The 19,461-nt window shown below is 41.2% G+C and carries 17 protein-coding genes and 2 pseudogenes; 7 read left to right on the forward strand and 12 right to left on the reverse strand.

The window, feature by feature from the left end; translation table 11 throughout:
• Positions 1–253 precede the first annotated feature (253 nt).
• On the reverse strand, positions 254–1,699 hold the full coding sequence (viaA, locus tag AB6D06_RS21460) for an ATPase RavA stimulator ViaA (RefSeq protein ID WP_017064542.1): 1,446 nt from the start codon (positions 1,697–1,699) through the stop codon (positions 254–256).
• 11 nt (positions 1,700–1,710) lie between these two features.
• A complete protein-coding gene (locus tag AB6D06_RS21465; protein WP_050634205.1) occupies positions 1,711–3,366 on the reverse strand; it encodes an ATPase RavA domain-containing protein in 1,656 nt (551 codons plus the stop codon).
• 288 nt (positions 3,367–3,654) lie between these two features.
• On the opposite strand from AB6D06_RS21465, the gene AB6D06_RS21470 reads away from it, so the two are divergent.
• The 4 genes and pseudogenes from AB6D06_RS21470 to AB6D06_RS21485 all read left to right on the forward strand — a co-directional run.
• The gene (locus AB6D06_RS21470; RefSeq protein WP_017062564.1) at positions 3,655–4,170 is read left to right on the forward strand and encodes an NUDIX hydrolase; all 516 of its coding nucleotides are present in this window, start codon (positions 3,655–3,657) and stop codon (positions 4,168–4,170) included.
• Between the two features lie 39 nt (positions 4,171–4,209).
• Complete coding sequence (ltaE, locus tag AB6D06_RS21475; RefSeq protein WP_372058358.1) at positions 4,210–5,214, forward strand: low-specificity L-threonine aldolase; 1,005 nt, start codon at positions 4,210–4,212, stop codon at positions 5,212–5,214.
• Between the two features lie 89 nt (positions 5,215–5,303).
• The gene (locus AB6D06_RS21480) at positions 5,304–5,621 is read left to right on the forward strand and encodes a cytochrome c (protein WP_017064539.1); all 318 of its coding nucleotides are present in this window, start codon (positions 5,304–5,306) and stop codon (positions 5,619–5,621) included.
• Between the two features lie 119 nt (positions 5,622–5,740).
• A pseudogene (locus AB6D06_RS21485) lies at positions 5,741–6,259 on the forward strand (IS5 family transposase); the annotation flags it as partial.
• 83 nt (positions 6,260–6,342) lie between these two features.
• Here AB6D06_RS21485 and AB6D06_RS21490 read toward each other — a convergent pair.
• A complete protein-coding gene (locus AB6D06_RS21490) occupies positions 6,343–7,263 on the reverse strand; it encodes a LysR family transcriptional regulator (protein WP_076668635.1) in 921 nt (306 codons plus the stop codon).
• A gap of 122 nt (positions 7,264–7,385) precedes the next feature.
• On the opposite strand from AB6D06_RS21490, the gene AB6D06_RS21495 reads away from it, so the two are divergent.
• Complete coding sequence (locus AB6D06_RS21495; protein ID WP_372111790.1) at positions 7,386–8,510, forward strand: DUF1254 domain-containing protein; 1,125 nt, start codon at positions 7,386–7,388, stop codon at positions 8,508–8,510.
• A 77-nt stretch (positions 8,511–8,587) separates the two neighbouring features.
• On the opposite strand, the gene AB6D06_RS21500 is transcribed toward AB6D06_RS21495, so the two are convergent.
• The 9 genes from AB6D06_RS21500 to AB6D06_RS21540 form a co-directional block, all read right to left on the reverse strand.
• Complete coding sequence (locus AB6D06_RS21500) at positions 8,588–9,079, reverse strand: hypothetical protein (RefSeq protein WP_371725160.1); 492 nt, start codon at positions 9,077–9,079, stop codon at positions 8,588–8,590.
• Positions 9,080–9,088: 9 nt separating this feature from the next.
• Positions 9,089–9,661: a hypothetical protein gene (locus tag AB6D06_RS21505; RefSeq protein ID WP_017064534.1), complete on the reverse strand. Its 573-nt coding sequence runs from the start codon at positions 9,659–9,661 to the stop codon at positions 9,089–9,091.
• An 11-nt stretch (positions 9,662–9,672) separates the two neighbouring features.
• On the reverse strand, positions 9,673–10,443 hold the full coding sequence (locus AB6D06_RS21510) for an AHH domain-containing protein (protein WP_372101389.1): 771 nt from the start codon (positions 10,441–10,443) through the stop codon (positions 9,673–9,675).
• A gap of 12 nt (positions 10,444–10,455) precedes the next feature.
• Positions 10,456–11,973, reverse strand: a complete 1,518-nt coding sequence (locus AB6D06_RS21515; protein WP_372101391.1) for a PAAR-like domain-containing protein — start codon at positions 11,971–11,973, stop codon at positions 10,456–10,458.
• 148 nt (positions 11,974–12,121) lie between these two features.
• Entirely contained in the window at positions 12,122–12,913 is a 792-nt protein-coding gene (gene icmH, locus AB6D06_RS21520) for a type IVB secretion system protein IcmH/DotU (protein WP_029224648.1), read from the reverse strand.
• Complete coding sequence (tssK, locus tag AB6D06_RS21525; RefSeq protein WP_017062572.1) at positions 12,910–14,235, reverse strand: type VI secretion system baseplate subunit TssK; 1,326 nt, start codon at positions 14,233–14,235, stop codon at positions 12,910–12,912. Before tssK ends, icmH begins: the two co-directional genes overlap by 4 nt.
• Before the next feature lie 11 nt (positions 14,236–14,246).
• Positions 14,247–14,747: a type VI secretion system lipoprotein TssJ gene (tssJ, locus tag AB6D06_RS21530; protein ID WP_029222546.1), complete on the reverse strand. Its 501-nt coding sequence runs from the start codon at positions 14,745–14,747 to the stop codon at positions 14,247–14,249.
• Positions 14,740–16,236 (reverse strand): FHA domain-containing protein, encoded by a 1,497-nt coding sequence (locus tag AB6D06_RS21535; RefSeq protein WP_372111798.1) that lies wholly within the window; start codon positions 16,234–16,236, stop codon positions 14,740–14,742. Before AB6D06_RS21535 ends, tssJ begins: the two co-directional genes overlap by 8 nt.
• Before the next feature lie 9 nt (positions 16,237–16,245).
• Positions 16,246–16,851, reverse strand: a complete 606-nt coding sequence (locus tag AB6D06_RS21540; RefSeq protein WP_372111800.1) for a hypothetical protein — start codon at positions 16,849–16,851, stop codon at positions 16,246–16,248.
• A gap of 668 nt (positions 16,852–17,519) precedes the next feature.
• On the opposite strand from AB6D06_RS21540, the gene AB6D06_RS21545 reads away from it, so the two are divergent.
• Together AB6D06_RS21545 and AB6D06_RS21550 are read left to right on the forward strand one after the other, a co-directional pair.
• Positions 17,520–18,830: a type VI secretion system ImpA family N-terminal domain-containing protein gene (locus tag AB6D06_RS21545; RefSeq protein ID WP_017062576.1), complete on the forward strand. Its 1,311-nt coding sequence runs from the start codon at positions 17,520–17,522 to the stop codon at positions 18,828–18,830.
• 60 nt (positions 18,831–18,890) lie between these two features.
• Positions 18,891–19,461, forward strand: a pseudogene (locus AB6D06_RS21550) (type VI secretion system membrane subunit TssM); the annotation flags it as partial.

A 19,461-nucleotide genomic window follows, 5' to 3' on the forward strand; every position in this document is an offset into this window, starting at 1 on the left:
AACCGAGGTCCACGGATTTGCAATCCGCTGCATAGCCACTCTGCCAAGGCGCCTTTTTTAATTCAACACTTTAGGGACTTAAGTAAGCCGCACCGCTGTGTTCGGGTGCCTACTTTACGGATTGAGGGGAGATAGTCAAACAAAAAAGTGAATTTAAATTCCGTTTGCTGACATTTAAATCAAATTGCTGCATGTTCGATCTCTTTAATCAAAAAACACACAGCAAAATCGAGTTAAACAAGATGTTCTAGCGCTACCACTTCTTCATAAAACGACCGACAAGACTCGGATGATACGCCCAGCAGTGGTCAAACATAGTCATAAGTTGAGGGTTGCCATACTTAGAAAGACTAACCGCATGGAAACGGTTTTTGTGTTCTTTCAACTTTTCAACCTGAGCAATCATTTCGTCTGATTGTTTCGGCGCAATAAAGTCAGAAAGTACGATTAAATCGGCATTCTTGTATTTATCACCAGTCATTAGGTCAATCGACTTCATGAGAACAGGTTCCAAATCCGTACCGCCGTGGAATGAGTAACTTAAGAAGTCGCTCGCTTCACGTAGGCCATCTTGCCTTGTTAACTCATAGGTAATCTGCTCAGAAGAAAAAAGAATCACATAACAGTCTCTCTCTTCTGCAAGAGCAATTTGCATTAAGGCATAAGCCATTGCTTTAGCAGACTGCTCAGGGAAACCACTCATAGAACCCGAAGCGTCCACACAGACTATAAACGGGCCCTTTTCAATATCGATGTTCTTGCTATCTGGTTTTTGCGCCTTCACTTTGCGTAACGTGCGTGATTTACCTTGCGAGCGATAGCTCAGTAAACGCTTGTCGGCCAAGTGCTTGTAAAAGATAACCTCAAGTTCAGGATAAGCTAAGAACATGGTTTCGTTTGGCAGCATCTTGTTAAGGTCATCACTTTCATGAATCCCGACAATATCATCGACCGCTTCATCGCTTTTCTCTTCAACCACCTGCAATTCTTCTACAGGGGCTTTGTGTAGCGAAGGATCATCTTCCTCACCAGCCATACGGCCTAGCTTTTCAGCGATCTCTTGCAAGCCCTTGTGCTTATTCAAGAACTCAGCATGACGTTTCATGATGGTAAGGTCTGTTTTGCTTAATTTGGCAGAAGCCATGTCCCACAAGCGCCCTACACTGCCTTCATCACCCGACTCAGTCACTTTATCCATGTTTTTCATGGTTTCCATGCGCTGATAAAGATCGGCTAAGACTTTTTCTTTGCTTGTTTCAAGTTCAGTTACTTGAGCTTGTTTAATCGCATCAGAAAGTGATTGGTACCATTGGTCGCAAAAGTAGTGTGGAAACATCGCGTTATAAACACCCTTGTTGTTCTCCATAAGGCGTCGAGCTTGTAGATAAAACGCTGAGTGCCACTCGAGCTTTTTGATAACACTGTCTATCTCATCAAAGAACTGAGGTTCATCCCAGTAAATCACTTCTTGATAAAGGGCGATTTCCTCTTGGAATCGATCAGTTTCACACACCTTGGTGACGCGTTTTTTTACTTTACCGCGCCATTTGACTAAGTGGTTTTTCACTGATGTTTTCACACCTTTGTTCTCTGCAGCCATCATGACTTGAGAACGAGCGATGAGATCATTCATCGCTGTATCAATGATTCCTGAATCAGCCACCATCAAAGCGAGGTTTAAGCCGTCTGCTCCTAACATATGCTCTCCCCTTACTCGAAGTACTGGCTCATAAACTTAATACGCTGAGCAATCTTACTGCTCTTCACTTTGGTTGTTTCAAGATCTTGCGTTACCGCTTGCAAACTTGCTTCCATCGCTTTCGGTAAATCAGGGTCAATATAGTTATGAGGTAACGCATCATGGAATTCAGTGCGAACGCGTTTTAACTTGAATTCCGCTTCGGTTAACTGTTCTAGCGCTCTTTCAGCGCCACTTAACCACTTGTTATACAGTTCTTGATCCAAACCATCTGTGGTAACAACGCTCACCAAGACAGAGCGATTGGCAATGTCTTTAATCACTAATTGGTTCGAGGCATCTAAGTCGAGTTTTAAACGGCATAGGTTTTTATTTTCGTTTACGTAACCGTAAATATCGCCGTGACCTTCTTTAAGAACACGATCAAAATCGTCTTTGGCTACGTATACCCAACGGCTATCGCCTTTCTCTGATTCAGACACCGACATGTTGCTTTGTAGCATAACCAGTTTAACTAGATTGTATGCACTGCCCACGCTGTACATTTTCGCGTTCTTGATATCATTCTGGTAAACGTCTTTTCGCAACAAGCCGCTGGTTGATTCCATAGAAAGCGAAACAGATAGCGTCGATTCAACATCGTCTTGAATCTCTTCTAACTCTTCACGAGACATTTCGATTTGCGCTTTTGACTCTTGCTGATCGAACGCACGGTTCAATGCAAAGTCTTTAACCACGCTACGTACCACATCTCGTGATTCTGGGCTATGCCATAAACAATCTTGCAGAAGCATGATATCTAGCGGGTTCACGCTATCTCGCCCGCTAAAGAAGGCGCTCGCTTTCAATAGCTTAACGGCCTTCTTCCAACGTCTGTCGGATACATACAAATCAGACTCTGATGCAGAACCTTGCTTCTTAACTGTTTCCTCAAGCATGGTTTTCAGTTCATACAGCTTGTTAAACGAGTTATCGGTCAGCTCTAACTTGTCGAGCTCTTTCTGCCACTGATGGTATTCAATGTCAGTGATCGCCAAGCCTTTTGGAATAACAGCTTCTTGAGATGTGCCAGTCGTCAGCATCGATTTAAAGTTTTGTTTGTTTTGAATACGGTTTACAAACACACGAACCAACATACGGTCATAAAGCGCTTCCAGGCCGCTGTCTTCGTCTGGAAGTTCATTAGATGCAGATACCAACAAGCGCATTGGTACACGTTCAATATCACTGCCGTTTTTGAAAGTCTTTTCGTTAACGACAGTAAGTAGCGTGTTTAGGATTGCAGGGCCGGCTTTCCAGATCTCATCGAGGAAGACGACTTGTGCAGTTGGTAGGTAGCCTTCGGTTAGTCTTACGTAACGACCGTTGTCTTTTAATTCTTGGATACTTAGTGGGCCGAACACTTCCTCGGGAGTAGAGAAACGAGTCATCAAATATTCGAAATAGCTGCTGTTATCAAAAGCCTGAATGAGACGTTTCGCGATAAGGCTTTTTGCGATGCCCGGAGGGCCTAATAGAAACACGCTTTCACCAGCCAAAGCAGCCAGTAAACAAAGCTTAATGGTGTCTTCTCTTTCGTAGACACCATCAGACAGAGCATGCGCTAATTTATTGATTCTTTCAGAGAGTAGCGCCTTGTCAGCATGTGAAGAAATAGAAGGGTTCATGCGTTACTCCGAAAATCTTTGAACAGTTGAGAGTGTAGAATTGTTTTTATACATTTGTTAGCGCTTTGTTACAAGTGCATTTTATTATTGAGTTGCATTTATATCAGATGGTTACGTCGGTAATTTTGGCGCAATCATAGATTCCAATTATGAGAGTAACATCACGAACGGCGTGAAACTAAATCTAATACGAAACCTAATTTTTCTTTTATTTTCGACACCATAGACGTTATGGTGGTGCACGTCTTCCGTTATACGAAAAATTGGCAAGGAATGTGGCCAGACTGCATGAGTAAAGTTATCCATAAATGGAAAAGTATTTCTCTCATAGAGGAGAACGTGACGCTCCCTACGAACGTCGTGGTAAAACATACAACAATCAATCACCCTGGCGCGGCCGTTATTCTTCCTATCACTTCGTCTGGAAAAATCATCCTCATTAACCAGTTCCGCCCTTCTCTAAAGAAATGGCTTTTGGAACTACCCGCAGGTACGATGGAAATAGATGAGACACCTCTTCAATGTGCCCAACGCGAACTGGAAGAAGAAACAGGTTACAGTGCAACTTCTTTTCAAAGCTTGGGGCAAGTCACCCCTTTGGCTGGCTTCTGTGATGAGATACAACATCTGTTTGTCGCAAAAGACTTAAGCCTCACTACCCGCTTTGAATGCGATGACGATGAAGTAATAGAAGTGATCGAACTGAGTTTAGAAGAACTGCACGATAAAATACGACACGATCAAATCACTGATACCAAAACTATCGCTTGTTTAAGTAAAGCCCAACTATGTGGCCATCTATAGCCAATTATATGGCTACCTAAAGTACTCTAGGAGAGAAACATGGACTTTCGTTCTGATACCGTAACTAAACCTTCGCAAGCTATGCGTGACGCAATGGCAAACGCAGAAGTGGGCGATGATGTTTATGGCGATGACCCAACCGTCAACGAACTAGAACAGTGGGCAGCAAATGAGACAGGCTTTGAAGCGGCAATGTTTACCTCTTCAGGTACACAAGCCAACCTTCTTGGCTTAATGGCGCATTGTGAGCGTGGTGATGAATATCTGTGTGGCCAGCAGGCGCACAACTACAAATACGAAGCTGGCGGCGCTGCGGTCCTTGGTTCTATCCAACCTCAACCAATCGAGAATAACCCAGACGGTACTTTAGACTTTAAAAAGCTTGCCGCTGCGATTAAGCCCGACGACAGCCACTTTGCTCGTACCAAGCTTCTTAGTTTAGAAAACACGATCAATGGTAAAGTCCTGCCAATGTCTTATCTAGCGGAAGCACGTGAGTTCGTAAACCAACACGGACTTCAAATGCACCTAGATGGCGCGCGCGTCTATAACGCAGCAGTCGCATTAGATGTTCACATTAAAGAGATCGCACAACACTTCGATTCTATGACGATTTGCTTATCGAAAGGTTTAGGCGCTCCAATCGGTTCACTACTTCTTGGTAGTAAAGAGTACATCGCCAAAGCACGCCGCCTACGTAAAATGGTGGGTGGCGGTATGCGTCAGGCAGGTATTCTTGCCGCAGCAGGGAAAATGGCGCTCACGGAGAACGTGGCTCAACTTAAAGCTGACCACGACAATGCAAAAAATCTAGCGATTGGTTTAAACAAGCTAGAAGGCTTTTCTGTTAACCCTAATTTCATCCAAACTAACATTGTGTTTGCTAAATTAGATGAATCAGTAGATATCAACCGCATCGCACGAGAGCTAGGTGAACAAGGTATTACTATGTCACCAGGTAATCCTGTTCGCTTTGTTACTCACCGTGATATTAGTACAGAAGACATTGCTCGATTCCTAACGGAATTAGAAAAAGCGCTGTAACTCTCAGCAAAGTTCTCATCTATCGCTATTAATACTTGAGCTTCCCCTAAGGGGAAGCTTTATACTTTTGTTTTCACAGGAGTATATACGTGTACAACAAGTATCTAATCTTACTAACTGCTTCCCTCTCTTTCACACTTCACGCAGACAACTTTGGTGATCCAGAACTCGGTAAACTGAAATCCCCGAGTTGTGTTTTTTGCCATTCAGTTGCTGGCGACAACACGAATAAAAACTCCCCAGACCTTAAAGGGCAAGACCGCCTCTATTTGTTCAATACTATGACAATGTATAAGAACGACCAACGTGAAGGTGCCTACGCTGACATGATGAAGGCTCAATTAAGTCGACTTTCTGAACAAGATTTAAAAGATATTGCTGCCTATTATTCTTCATTATCTAGATAGCGTTCTATTCCATATCGAGAGTTGGCTTTGTTGTGTAATTCAATCGAACTAAACCTAGAACCTACGACCTGTTCAGCTACGCCCACCCCCTCTCGTAGCTCTGTGCCTAAACCTCGTTACAATACAACCAATCATTTATTAATCGAGGCTTTCTGACCTTTTGGATTGATAAAGAGACAATAGTCGGGTGGACGCAGAGCAAACAGAATAAGCGCGCGTTTAGGCCATGTCGGTTCAATGATTTAGCTATCACGACAGCACTCATGGTGAAACGAGTTTTCTCTATGCCACTGACAGCGCTGCAAGGATTTGTAGTCTCGATATTTTGGTTAGCCCATGTGCCGTTAAGTTGTCCGCATTACACCTACATCATTCGTAGAGCCAAGCAAGTTGAGGCCTCATTTAAGACTAAAGCTAGAGGAGCAATACGGCACCTAGCCATCGATGCTACTGGCCTTAAGGTTTATGGTGAATGTGAATGGAAAGTCAAAAAACACGGGACGGATGGGAAGCGTAGAGTCTGGCGAAAGCTTCATATTGCAGTCAATACAAACACACATGAGCTCGTTGCCGCCGAGCTAAGTTTATCAACGGTTACAGATAGAGAATTACCCCCGAACTTACTGAAACAAACTCGTTGAAATATCCTTGAAGTACCTGGTGATGGCGCTCACTCTAAGAAAAAGCGATGTATCGAGTTAAACAGTTGCCAGGAGGACAACTAACCTAACCCATCAACCAACTGGACTATGTTTTCATGTAGCCACAAGTAGAAAGGATCTGACTCCCTTTTTTTGTGTTGATAAAGCAAAATCTGCTTGCTATTGAATGATGGGAGCCTCGCATGACTAACTTCAACTAGGTTATGTGTATTATCGATATACAGTTCTGAAGTTGGAAATAGAGCCTCGGTTTGCGCTGCCACAGCTGCGACATTTGAGATTATTTCGGAACGAAAGACTTCGTTATAATTCAATCCTCTTTGCACCAACATGTTTTCCATCATCCCCTCTTTTTCATTCCACTCAGCCAACTGTGCAATTGCAAATCGACATTCTGAAAGATATTCAAATTCTACAATCTTCTTCAGATGAATAGGATGGGATTTATTCGCATACAACTTAAAGTGATCTTCGGCCAAATGTTTATGCAATATGGCCTTGCTGCCTATTGGGACGTCGTAATTAATGCCTAACTGAATGTTATCTTTCGCTAAATTATCAAGCGTATTCTGGTTCCATATGTGGCAAGAAAATGTCACGTTCGGCGCATGCTTGGCAAGGAATAGAAACAAGATATGAGGCAATGACTGTCCTAAAAGCGGATTAATGGCCAAAGAGATATGCCCAGCGTGGCTGTACGCGTCGAACTTCTTTACCGGAGTTAATGTTTTCTCTAGCAGCGCAATTAAGTCAGGGAGTGACTCTGCGATTTGATTACACCTGTAGGTAGGTTTCATTCCTTGTGGAGTCGAAACAAAGAGCTCATCATCAAGCTGCTCTCGAAGTTTCCGTAACTTCCGACTCACAGAAGGCTGAGCAAGAAAAAGTCGCTCCGCAGCATGGGTAACATTTTGCTCTTCTATCAAAACATGTAGAACCTTAAGTAGGTTCAAATCGATCTTGTTTAGCGCAGCTTTCAAAGTACCAACCTCACAGGTATAACATATTTGTCATACCTGTGATTCTATATAGTCATTTCATAAATACCAAACTTTTACTTACCATTACCTCAACTTAATAAAACAGAATATGGTATTTAAAAATGAAAAAAACTCTACTTTCTTTATTAGTGGTCACGTCTTTCTCTACGGTTGCAGGAACGTCCACAACCAGCTTTAACAATGAAGATAAATCAATTGAAGACGTCTTTGCTAACATTGACTCTTCTTCGTGGGCGGTAAACCCAGAAGATCATGGTATGACGGTGCATGAGTACATAAACCAAGAAGGCATTTGGTTTGCTGACAATTTTGCTCGCAACTTTAAGTTAGGCTTAAACAACCTTCATCACTTCAAAGAACTGGCGAACAAAGACACTCGTTGGGTTGTATCACCATCCATTGATCACTTGTACTCAATGGGCGTTATCGATACCTCCAAACCATTTACAGTCGTTGTACCTGAGAACGATGGGAAATTGGTTACACTTCACCTTCAAGATATGAACCACACTCAACCATTTTATAAGGTTGGCGCAGGAACTTACGAGTTCACTCCTGAAATGTTCGATACAAAATATGTGCTGATAGGCTTGCGTTTTGCGACAGATGGAACAAAACAAAACGTTAAACGGATTACAGAAGAGCTTCAGCCGAAAGTGAAAATTATCGGTGGTGGTCAAGATCTTGAAGGATTGCCAAAGCCAAACACTGAGGCTATGGAAGCAGTTCGTACTGCATTAATGCCAGAATACGATAAGTTAAATGACACATACGATACAGTTCAATACCGAGCGCAAGATGTGACTGACTGGGAAAAGACTACTTACACAATTGCTGGAGCGTTCGGCCTATCGACAGCTGACACCGCAATGTATGCACCTTACACACTAGAGAATGCCAAAGGTGAACAATGTTACCAAGCGACATACGAAGCACCTAAATTAGCTAGTGACCTAGGTTATTACTCAATCACTGTCTACGATTCAAAAGGTTATCTCATGTCGAACGAGAATAACATCGTTTCGACCAATCAAGGACTGACGCAAAACGAAGACGGTACATTCACGGTGGTATTCGGTGGTTTAGACTGTAAAAAACATGCGGATGGTAATAACGTAAACTTTGCTTACACCCCTAAAGACAACTGGTCTTTCTTATTACGTGTCTATCAACCTAACGTTGAATCAATGAAGGTATACACCCTGCCCGAGATTGAAAAGATCTAAGTGCTTAACTATTGCTATGTATCAGAAGTTAACGTAACCAGTATGACTTAAAAAAAAGCGCCTCAGGCGCTTTCATTTTATACATCTCGAACCCAAACATCATTAACATGTTGCTTAAGTAAATCAATCACGCTTTGGTGAATAAAAACCAAACCATAATCTTCTTCTAGTTTGAAGATCAGCCTTTCTTCGAGTGGAATATTCTCTAACTTAGAAAAATCAAACTCCGTTGACTCAATGTCTAACCAGTTCAACTTGCCGTATTGTTTTTCTTTATCCGTCAATTTATAAGTTTGATGGATATAAGGCACTCGATAGTCTTCGTAAACTTTAATTTGATCATCTGTTGGTTGGCTTGGAGAACAATCCACGCGCGCGTCTAACCACTCTACTCCGTGTATGACCAGTTTCTCCACTTTTGATGCAACATCGCTGATGATAAATAGCTTTGGAGAAAACGTCATTTCAAGCAGTAAATCAGGCTCTACTGGCACTATTGGCTTGGGGCTTTGTTGGAACGGGAAGTTACCTAGGTCTTGTTTAGTTAGTAAATGATATTGTTCTTTCATTATTTTTTCCTAAAACTTAGGTGCGCGCATAGATGTATTCTTCTTCATTTTTCTAACCAAAGAAAATCTAGAATCATTACTGAGTAAATCATAGATCTCTGGCGCAAAAAAAACTGCGGTATCAGCCCCCTTTGCCCTATAAACGACTCGTTTCTGGAATGGAATATTTGATATTTTTTCAGAGCTTAGAAACAAGCGGTGGATGATTAGGTTTCCACTATTTGGCGATACTTCTACAACACTTCGTTCATGATCGACGACATCTTGTATGTTATTCAAAGCTAGTATATATCGCTCTGTAATATCTCCGTCTTTAGTCGATAGTGATGCAGGATAAAACTCTACACCATACGGATCAAAACTCATTACAAGTTCCGCAAACCCCTTTGTGACACAGATATCACCATTATCTGCTATTGGATGGACCATAGTAGAAGTTATATTCTTATCCTCCCACAGAATTGGGCTTTCCGAACTTGTTGGTTGGTAGTTGTTTGTACTATATAGAAACTCCCGAGTGTCCACACATTGGAACGCAGTAGGACTTCTCATAAAGTCCTCTGAGATTACCGAAAACTCCATCTTATACCTCTCTATTGTTTGGTGATTATCTTGCTTTGTTCTCTTACACTCATAAGGCGATATTTTCCGGGTATATAGCTAAATGAATCTACCGTTACTTGCTCAGGAACTCGCTTTTTGAGCTTGAAGAGTGATCTAAAACGCTTTATGTAATGCGTATGCCGGACAGATTTTTTAATACAACGCGCACATCCTTTATCACCTTCTTCCATTAGTTTCCCTCTGCTTATCAACAAAAGGTCAAAACTCGCTATATCACTGAGAATTTCAATAGAAACATCATCAATTGTTTCAATATAGTTTTTAGGAAGTGTGTCGCAATTGATTGATTTCAGCCTAAAGGCCAATTTCTTAGCAACAACTTTATGGTAACCGAGTGCAGCGTTTAGTGATACAACATCTTCTTGAATAGACTCTCTAGAAGCCGGAGCTGTTGCTAAGCTTGCCAATTCAACCTCAACTTCTTCACCAGTCCTTTCCTCATAGTGTGCAATTAAATCACTGTCAGTATGCCCAGATTTGTGTAGCGGTACACTATATTGACATGATATTTCATCTACAGTTGGTAAAATTACCAAGTTTTTCTGATGATTCACATCATACCCTTTCCTCACGATTTGTTGCTGTCTAGCTTCGGACAGCCGAGATAGCGAGTCACAAGATACAACGTGATGGGATGCAACAGATCTTAACTTGAAGTTTAATGGGTGGTGTTTTTTAACTTTTGAGTCTCTCAAACTGCTGCTTCGCGCCCACTTGCCTTTACCTTCTCTTATTGGCATAGCTCTTACCTTTTAACTATATCTAGCTTTTAATGCGTCTTTACACTGACCGTTTTTCTTCCCTGCAATTCGGCGACAGATCTTACACCTAACAGGCTTTTTATCTTTCTCTTCATTCGCCTTTGCAGAGTTCTTTCCTGACTGAGCAGACTCGCCGGTATTATGTTTCACTTTTGCTGGGTAAGTTTTCTCACCCTTATCTAAGATTCGAGCAAAAAGCTTATCAAACTCACCCATCGCTTCTTTTAGTTTATCCGGCACCATTTTATCGATGATTTTCACTTCATCGGCTAGCTTTAAGAAGTATTCTGCTAGTTCATCTGCTCCCATGCGATTGGCGTAAGAAGCAAGCTCACTCGCCACTTCGATACAAGGTTTTAGAACATCAGATACAATATTGCTCGCCTGCTTGGCGTAATCAACCCAATCTAATGTACGTAAGAACTTTTCTGGGTCACCTTTACCCATACCACGAAGTACCGCGAGTAAAGTGTCTTTCGATGTGCCCTTACCACCTTTCAAAGCGACTTTACATGTACCTTTAACTGCACTACCAAACGTTGGAACACAGCCAATCAAAGTCAAAGAGAGTGCCAACCAATTTTCTGGCTTATCTCGCTCTTCTTCACTTAATAGTGTCATGATATTTGCTGAGAGGTCTCGTACATCCGCTGCTTGGTCTACGACGGGGATCATTGTCAGCGCTGTGTTTGCAATGATTTGCTCTACCGATGCATCATCATTAAAGTCACCTAAAATTACCCCCCAGATCCAGCTGGCAGCGCCAGACATTCTCTTCCAAGAATTTTCCCAGAAACCAACCTCACCTCGTTTGGCTTCTTCAATAATTAATTGGGCATTCGCATTTGGGTTGAAATTAGGGTTGGTTTTAGTTGGGATGTTTGGCATGAATTCGCGACTATCTTCACCATAGTCAATGTTAAATTCACCAGGTGCAACCCCACTCACCGAAGCTTTGCCTACATTATCTAATGTACCTTCAAAGGAAGCGCCGGTTTGATCAATCAGTTTATATGTAGCCCCTTGAACAGGTTCTCCATCAGAATAAGAAAGAAACAGGTCTACCGTATACGTCCCTTCCTGATCTTCCGTCACAGAAACCGAAGGGTTTTGAGCACCGCCTAAACACATGGTGTTGGCTTTATTCATGGTCATTTGATCAGAAAGGCGGCATACACCGACACCTTCGAACTTAACGGTAGGAGAAGCGGATATGAATTCGGCCTCGGCTTCAATAGTGCCTGAGGCTACGCCCTTTTTATCACCACCTGCATCGCCAGTACTGGCGCTGAATTTACTGCCTTTAATAGCAATGCTGTTACCGCCATCCATAGAGACGGTCGTGGTGCCGCCTACTAAATCGGCGGACTTTGCATTGTTACCATAAGGGATAGGAACAACAGGTTTGCCGACTGTTGTTAAACAAACATCAGGGAGTGTTGCGTTCGCTTCTCCTCCTGAGCCTTGATGAACTACGCTGAGTCCATTCGCACAAACTGTTACGCCCATAGTAAATCCAATTAAATTTCAATAGATGTATGATAAAAGAGATCGCAGGCTGCAATCTCTCTAAGTACGTAGTGAAAATGAAGGATGAGACTGTTACTTCGAGTCTATTTTTAAAAACGGACAGAAGATCTCACAATTAAATCTGATGCTACTGATACACATCCAGAAGCTGCTGAAATTTTAGGTCAATGACCAAGTAAGTCGCGGCATACATAACACCAAAGATTACTGTACTGACGCCAAGAATTAACTTAGGAGAAATAACCCGTTTGAGCGGTTTTTTTAAATACTTCGCCTTTAAGTTAACTAACGTTACTTTTTCCTGTTCGGCTAAACGCTCGTCTCGGACTAAGCGATAAATTGTGTTTCCTATGTCTGAAAGCTTTTCGTTACCGCGCTCTTCTCGGCCGTACTTGCCTTTGAACCCAAGTTGAAGCAATAAATAAAGGAATTCGATAACGTGTCTGTATTTTCGTGGATCAGCTTTCAAGCGCTCTAAAATAGTAAAAAACTTATCGCCGCCAGATGTCTCGTTATGGAACTCCGACAATAAGCTGTTTGTACTCCAATGGCTGTTTGCCCCCCACTCTTGCCTACACACAGACTCATCTATTGCTGCACATAAGCAATAGCGTATAACCAATATTGATGCCCGATCCAACTCCATTTCATTGAGCTTTCGTTCACCTTTACGAATTTCTCGTGCAACTTGTTCTCTAAAAGGACCAGGATCGTCCAACCAAGGAATCGAAGACATACATGAGAGACTGGCTATTAACCAAGTAAACTGATCGACCAACGGGTTAACACCCATGCTCTCCACGTTTAGGTCTCTTACCGCAATATTTCTAGATAAATCAGGTGCAGGCATAACCTCCATTGGTTTGCCTGGTTCTGGTTGAAATAGTACTACGGTGACGTCGTTTTCGGCGTAACTCATAAACGTACAGCCCAAAGCTGTAGTGATAAGTTCGCGAAGTCGCCAGCAATATGGACTGCGATTGCTGCGGTGTTATTCAATGCATTCCATTCGTCACTTGCTTTATCGAGCTCAAAATAGGTATATCCGGCATGATAAGGCAACGCTCTAGGTACCACTGGCATTGGTTTCATTTCAATACCCGGCAATTGTAAGTTGATCAAATCGCGAATATTGTCGATCGAACCAATCTTGGTTTGGCTTACAAACTGCGTATGCAGAATATCAAGTGGTACGTCTGCTTTAACAGCAAGAATAAACGTCGTAGATTCGACAATTTTACTGTCTGGAATTGCTGCAGTTCGAATTCCATAGCTTTGCTCTCTCAATGTTAAAGGTATTGCACGTTGTTCTGACATAACACTTAATGTCATTTTCGCGCTATCAAGCGTACGAGATAAACAATCGGTCAGTTGGCTATGGTTGTATTTTGTAAACTCTTGTGGTCTACGAGATGCGGAACACAGTGTAGATAATTCACCTTCCGCTTGTAACAGGATCCGATAAAATGACTCTGGGTGAACGCCTTCCACACTTGCAAAATGCCAGAACAACGGCTCATAACGATTCAAGGCTTGTAACAACATAAAATCAGCAACAGACGATACGCCCTGCTGGTCAACCACACCTAAACGCTGAACAATCGATTCGGCTCTGTGTTTAAGCATTGACGCGAATTCCGTCGCGAACTTGCTCAAAACTGTAGATGCGTGAATATCAATGCACGTCGGAATATAGTTGTCATCCAGAATGATGCTTCCGTCTGGCTTCACTTCCGAAATTTTCAAAATGGGAATTGATGTATATGCGCTCTTATCTTCATGATCGTACATTAAGAAAAAGTTAAGCTTACCCACCACAATACTTGCCATATCTTCTGATTCATAACATGCATCTACGGCTTCTTGGGTTTCCATGTTATAGCGAGCACCGTCTCCATTTCCGCCAAAGAGTTCAGATCGTTCTGATGGCAGTGGACAGCATAAATACACCACTTTATCCGCAATAGAAGGGTCAACATCTCTTACTTCTGGAAGCTCAGCAAGAAGCGGTAAATCAAATGGAGTACGGTCTTGTAAGATACCTTCTGCTCGTGTGATCCCGATTTTGCCAAGTGCCAGTAGCTCAGTGTTAATCTCAATTTTTTTCACTCCCCAGTGTAAGGGAGAGCTATTAGAGCTAAGCATGTTAGATAACTTGCCTTGAGACCTATCGAGTTGCTGAAAGTGTTGAGGCTTCATGAACATACCATCTTGCCAAACAACTGGGTTATATAAAGACATTCGTCAGTTCCTTAAAAATACGTCTGTTCAATACCGCGAGTATTGTTCGAAGATAATTCACTACCCTCTACTTTTAATCTCAGAAAGTACTCACTTTTTTCTTCGATCACTTCAACCTTCCGCCAAGACGAGCCATCAATATCTCTGAATGCCACAGAAAAACCTAATGCACGCGTCGTTGGATCTAACTCTAAAATCTCATGTAGCTCATCGCCCGGCTGCAGTTGGTATTCATATCGTTTAATATACTCATCACCTAAGGACGCTTTATCATTTTCGAATAGAGCAAAGAAATCCAAACTACGAAATAAAACAGGTGAAGTGAGTTCATGAACTCTCAGAATGACCGGCGAAGATTGTCCCTGCTCTCGTACATTGAGAAGTTCTGACGCTTCTATCACGAGTTCAATTGAAGATGTTTCTGGTGTAATTCCAGATGATTCTTTAAATTGCTCCCACATAGAGCAACCTGATAATAGAAACAAGGTAATGGGGATTATAAGTTTACGCATGATCAGCTTTTGCAACCTTACTGTATCTGTCTTTCATCAACGCTTTAAATGTCGACTCATTGAATTGTCGAGTATTCTGCTCATAATGTTCGCTGTACTTTTGCCATAGCTTTGACTTACTAAGGAAGCGTGTCTCTTGGCTTAAAGTGTTTGCAAACTGCTGAGGATCATTCGCTTTTAGTTGCTCCAATACCAAATCGTTAATTGCCTTCGCATATAAGGTATCGTGCTCGCTAAGTTCATCCAGTATCTGTTCAATTAGCTCATTTGGAGCCAATAGATTTTGACTATTTAGCGTTAACATCAATGTAGTTAGGCTAAGATCATTGTGGGCAAATGAACTTTCGTCAGTAAGCTCTTCAACACTCTGTAAATCTTTGTACAAATTATCGATACACAATCGTAAACAAGCGCCCATTTGTTTAAAAAATAGAGCGTCATATTTCGTGTCAGACTCTAAATCAACACCCAGTCCTTCAAAGAATGCATGTGTTACATTTTCATGTTCGTAAGAAGTTTCACTCAATGCGATATTATTCTGAGTTCTACTCTCACTTTCAACAGGCTGCTCTTGGGGTTCGGTATGAGAGACAAATTCTTGTGTCACCTCTTCCCACTTATGGCTCTGTATGTTTGTAGAATGAGGTATAATAGTGACAGGTGGCACTTCTGGTAGTTTATTTTTGAGAGTCCCTGAACTGCCGTTAGGTGTATCTGACTTCAGATCTGAACCTTCAACGCTTGCTGGTTTTAAACGGTTCGATATCTTAGCTTGATCATCGGCGACATCTTTAGCTTTCAGGCTCGCCTGCTGTTCTTCTTCCATCCCCATCCAATCTTCAGGAATCAGACTAGGAAGGTCAAACTCAGAATGGATACTCAGACTGTCATCAACGACTTGCCTTTGATGTTCTGTCGATGACTTCGTAAGGTTTTTATCGTTGCTTTCGTCTCTAACAAGATAGTCATCATCTCTTTGCATTGAGAATTTTAAGTGTTCGACGGGATCATGGGTCTCAACACCATCAGGTTTCGTTTCCATAAAGAGATCTTCTAGCGTGCCTGCCTCAGTCTCTTCTTCAACAACGGACTCTTCCAAGTTCATTAAAGGGTCTGTTGAATCTCTTTCTGGCGCTATTTCAGAAGCTATGTCGTATGAAGTCGTTACCAACTCAAGAGAAATACTCACTTCATATTGTCCGAGAGAAACTCTGTCACCATCGCACAACGAAACTGGTTGATTCTTTAGGATCTTATTACCATTAACCAATGTGCCATTTGTACTCACATCACTAATGTAATAAGTGTCTCCATATATACTCAATAGACAGTGCGTACCAGATATGAATCGGTTGTGATCCGTTAAAGTCACTGTACAACCTGCTTCTCGCCCTAGAGATCCACCTTCTTCAGGCATCTCGATACTTTTAGCTCCAACATATTCTTCAGGGCACTTCGAGATCACCAAAACCAATTGATTTATACGCATGAATAGCCTTTAAAACAGAAGAGAAACACTAAACTCGACACCACCTAGACCTTCGTTATAAAAAGGTAAGATGTATGAAGCTTGCGGGATTATTTGTAAATGAGCGTCTGGGTTACTTCCTAACTTGATCACACTACCAAAAGTCACAACAGCGCCAGCTTCAAATTGATCGATATCTTCAAGTTGTTCGCCGTCACGAAAGCCTTGTTCGTCAACTTTCCAACGGTTTGAGTATTGCGAGTAACCTAAAGACAAGCCTGCACCTATATAAGGTGTGAACACCGACCAGCTACCTAAAGCATACTGAGGCACAATACGAAATTCGTAATTGGTTACCTCGTTATAAACGCCATTCTTTGGAGCTTCGATGTCGTCTTCAGCCAAATAATTAAAACCTAGCCACCAACGCCATCGGTTGTTACTTTCATCAATTGGACGTGTATGGACGAACCCGTAACGCAGAGCATCTACTTGGCCACTCGGTCCTTCTTCATATTCTATAGTGTCTATGCTCAGCATATTTACTGAACCACCATATCTTTCACCCTTCGCGATTGCGATGGACGAAAAAAGACACATTGTGGATATTAGACCGATTTTACTTAGGTTTCGCATGCTTCCCCTCTGAGTTCATCCATATATTAACTAGATGCGCAAGATAGCAAGTATTATGTCTTTTACAATAAGGAGTCGGTCGCACCCACTAATTACGACATTATAACTAGTAAAAAAAACGATATATCTATAAGAAAATGCATTACGCACATTCACCGGTTAAATTCAATTATAAAATCAAAATTATCAATAATTATGACCCTGTTCAATGTTAAACGCACATAAAATTAGCATTTTCTTAATTAAAAAATTTAAGCATGCCTACGCATTTATCTTTGTTCACATAATAATGACCTCGAGATATTTTGCTAATTTAGTATTACTTAATATTTCTAGAAATGATTGACCGTATCGATTATTGACCAGCGAACAACCACACACATCAATAGTAATATGCATAACATTTTCCAACAGAAACGCTGTAAACGTGATCCAAATCACTGATTTTTATAAAACCCAACATTGAAAGAGACTTAATTTCGACTTTTTTTGTGAATAGCATCACATAATTTTTTAATTTAACAGCTTTTCAAATCTTTTAACATTCAAATTATCCTTTTTGAATATAGAATCGCTAAAAAATATAGAAATATAAATAAGGTATGAGTGACTTTATTAGTCAATCCTACTTTTCGATTTCATTATATATACAGTTGGATATTAAAATTATGTTTTCCTCGGATTTCACAAGGCGACCTATTGATGAAGAAAAACCTAGCGGAACTAACCCAAATGCGTTAGATGATTTCGCTGAGATAAAACGTCAAATTAATAACCTAAATAAGGTTACAGGTCGAGTTTCTTGGAGAAAAGTTCAGTCTTTGTCTAAGGAAATACTCTCCAAAAATAGCAAAGACTTTCGATGTAGCTGCTATTTTACCGTCGCAGCAACGCATAATGATGGTTTAAAAGGTTTAGCCGAGGGGCTCAGCTCAATCTTAGATTTGTGTGTCGTTTATTGGTTCACGGCATATCCTGAAGTAAGCAAATCAAACGCAAGGATCGGTGCGATTGATTGGATGGTCGAGCACACTGAAAAACGGATTAAGAACATTAAGACTAGCTCTGACGACATTTTGTTGATCGAAACTTGCCACCGTTTATGTTTAAGAATAGAAGAGGAACTTAGGCTCCATTATGGAATAAAAGCACCTTCACTAGGTGGAGTTCGCAGAATCTTAAAGCAATGGGCAGATGAACATAAAGAAAATGAAGCGAAACTCCGTGAAGCAGCGAGTCAAACAAGGCTAGCGGCACAAGAGAATAGACAGATACCCCCTGTTACTCAATCAACCGCAATTAAAATTGATGTATCTAACAGTAAGCCAGCTATTGCTCCCAAGATAGACGAGAAATCAACGTCGAACTATTTAGTGATCTATTTATTAGCCGGGTTTCTTGTACTGGCATTGTCCTCTCATTTCCTTTATGAACAGTACCAATTGAAAGTGCTTACTAGAAAAGTAGTCGCATCAAACATCCCTCAGTTAAGCGAAATAACACACTCGTTAAAATATGAATATGCTTCAATTTCAAACGATGTAAGACCTAATGTCGTAAACCAATTAGACAATCTGATGAAAGATTGGTCGACTAACCCTGTAAAAGTGTATGAAATTGATGCTCTCGATCAATTGACTACTGACCTAACAAAACTCTACCCAGATTCATCGTCAGTTTTACGTTTACGTCAAGAATTCACTAGTCAGAAAGAAAAATTAGATTCGGATTACATGCAACTTCATCGACGCTTCTCAGATGCAAGAACTGTATTTGCAAATGTAATAAGAGGAAGCGAAAGTCAAAAAACAGCGCGAGCTTACGAATACAGTAACTCCCTTTTCCCTTTGATTGGTCGCATTGAGTATGCAGAGAAAGAAAAACAACAAAAAGAACTTCAGAAATCTCTTCGGATACTCAACGTTTATTTGCACAAAATAAAAACCTTGGAATCTGAGCTTAAAACAATGCAACCGTAGCACTAAAAAATAGCATTCAAATCAGATCATAAAACACACTTAAAACAACGAAATAGGCTTATGTTAAAACACAAACTAATGAGGAACCCTGTTGTTATATCGACAGCCATTTTCCTCTTTCTTGCGGCTACAATCGCTGCTATTTATATCCTCTGGCTAGATATAACAGATAAGTTTTACCTGTGGATCGCATTAGGTGCGGTAACACTTTTTTATTCGTTGTTTCAGATCACTTTATGGCTAAAGAAAAAAAACAACAGCAAAGCGCTTAAGCTTGAAACTGAAGAAGAAGCGCTAGCTATGGTCATTCGCCCTCTTTTGGCGAAATCAAACAACAAGCCTATTTACTTGATGATTGGAAATAAGTATGCGGGTCGAACTCAGTTCTTACTTAATTCCAGTGCTATCAAGCCAATGGATCAAACTCGAACTGCGAAGAATGATTTTTTCGAATGGTATGAGTCTGACTCAGCAGTTTATATCAAACCGGATCAGCGGCTATTGTTTCAAGAAGTGTCTAGTAACGACAGCGCTTTATGGGATGCATTTGTAGATGAGGTCATTAGACATAAGCCAAGAAAGCCATTTTCTGGTTGCTTGTTTTTTATCGATTTTGAATTTCTAATTGTCT

The organism is Vibrio sp. 10N.239.311.G01 (assembly GCF_041465805.1).
In the GTDB taxonomy this organism is placed as follows: domain Bacteria; phylum Pseudomonadota; class Gammaproteobacteria; order Enterobacterales; family Vibrionaceae; genus Vibrio; species Vibrio crassostreae_C.